Raw genomic sequence first — 1,160 nt, 5'->3', positions numbered from 1 at the left:
GTTGGAGGGCTCGGTGTCGGAGGGCGTGGTGTTGGGGGGCGCGGCCTTCAGAGGCTGGGCCCTCGGGGCTTCGGCCTTGAGGGGCATGGCCTTGGAGGGCGCGGCCTTCGCGGCCTGGTTCCGGTGCTGGGGGGAGGGTCTCTTGGGTCATGGGAATCGGTCGGACCATACCCGTGCGAACCTCCCCGACCGGGGCATTACCGGGTACGTGTCCTCAGCGCCGCCCGTGCCGCGTCCAGGTCCGGGCCGGCCGGGCGGTTGTGCGGCAGCTTCGCCAGCACCGCCGCCATCCCGCACGTGTCCGTCACCGCCGAGAACACCAGCCCCGACGCTATCCCGGCGGACAGCAGGCGGAACGACCTGTGCGTCAGGGCGCCCAGCGCGAGGCCGGTGAGGACCGTCGCGCCCGCCGTGAAACGGACCTGCCGCTCCATCGACCACGTACGGCGGCNNTCCGCGAGGAGGTCGCGGGCCCGCGCGGAGCGGTTGCCGGAGGCGCAGACGACGAGAAGCGTGCCGTGCGCTGCCGCTTCCCGCAGGTCGGGGAGAGTATCGGCGAGGTGGTCCAGGGGGATGTTCAGGGCGCCGGGGACGTGGCCGGTGGCGTGTTCGCCGGGGGTGCGGACGTCGACGACGGTCAGCTCCGCGAGGCGGGCGTGCGCCTCGGCGGGGGTGAGGGCGGCGGTCGTGGCTTCGGTGCTGCTCATGGCGGATGTGATCCTTGAGGTTCGAGGTGTCGCCTTTCGGCGACGTACAGTACCCCTAGGGGTATTGGACGAGTGTGTGGGAGTCGTAGTGGAGCTGGATCTCAAAGGTGACGATCTGAAGTCCGTCCTGAACCGTCTGCGCCGGGCGCAGGGGCAGATCACCGGGGTGATCCGGATGATCGAGGAGGGCCGCGACTGCGAGGAGGTCGTGACACAACTGGCGGCGGCGTCCCGCGCCCTGGACCGCGCCGGGTTCGCGATCATCGCGACGGGGTTGCAGCAGTGCGTGGCCGACATCGAGTCGGGCCGCCGGAGCGGGGAGGACGCGGACGCGATGAAGGCACGACTGGAGAAGCTGTTCCTGTCACTGGCGTGAGGGCGGGGGCAGGAGGGTGGCGCGAACGGCTGCTACACGACCCCGTCCAGCAGCATCACCCCCGCCACCCCCAGCAG

The 1,160-nt window shown here is 71.2% G+C and carries 2 protein-coding genes and 1 pseudogene; 1 reads left to right on the top strand and 2 read right to left on the bottom strand.

Annotated features, from left to right (window positions below; all coding sequences use genetic code 11):
• Positions 1-197: 197 nt before the first annotated feature.
• Positions 198-451 (bottom strand): annotated as a pseudogene (locus tag AOK24_RS51915) (YgaP family membrane protein); the annotation flags it as partial.
• Positions 452-453: 2 nt separating this feature from the next.
• Positions 454-707 (bottom strand): rhodanese-like domain-containing protein (locus AOK24_RS51910; protein WP_240554384.1); only part of this gene is annotated, 254 nt, incomplete at its 3' end.
• 88 nt (positions 708-795) lie between these two features.
• Between AOK24_RS51910 and AOK24_RS42030 the strand changes: the two genes are divergently transcribed.
• Entirely contained in the window at positions 796-1,083 is a 288-nt protein-coding gene (locus AOK24_RS42030; protein WP_010359299.1) for a metal-sensitive transcriptional regulator, read from the top strand.
• Positions 1,084-1,160: the final 77 nt, after the last annotated feature.

The sequence above is a fragment of the Streptomyces niveiscabiei genome (assembly GCF_001419795.1).
Lineage (GTDB): Bacteria > Actinomycetota > Actinomycetes > Streptomycetales > Streptomycetaceae > Streptomyces > Streptomyces niveiscabiei.
The sequence above is the reverse complement of the archived record's forward strand: the minus strand, read 5'-3'. Positions and strand labels throughout refer to the sequence as shown.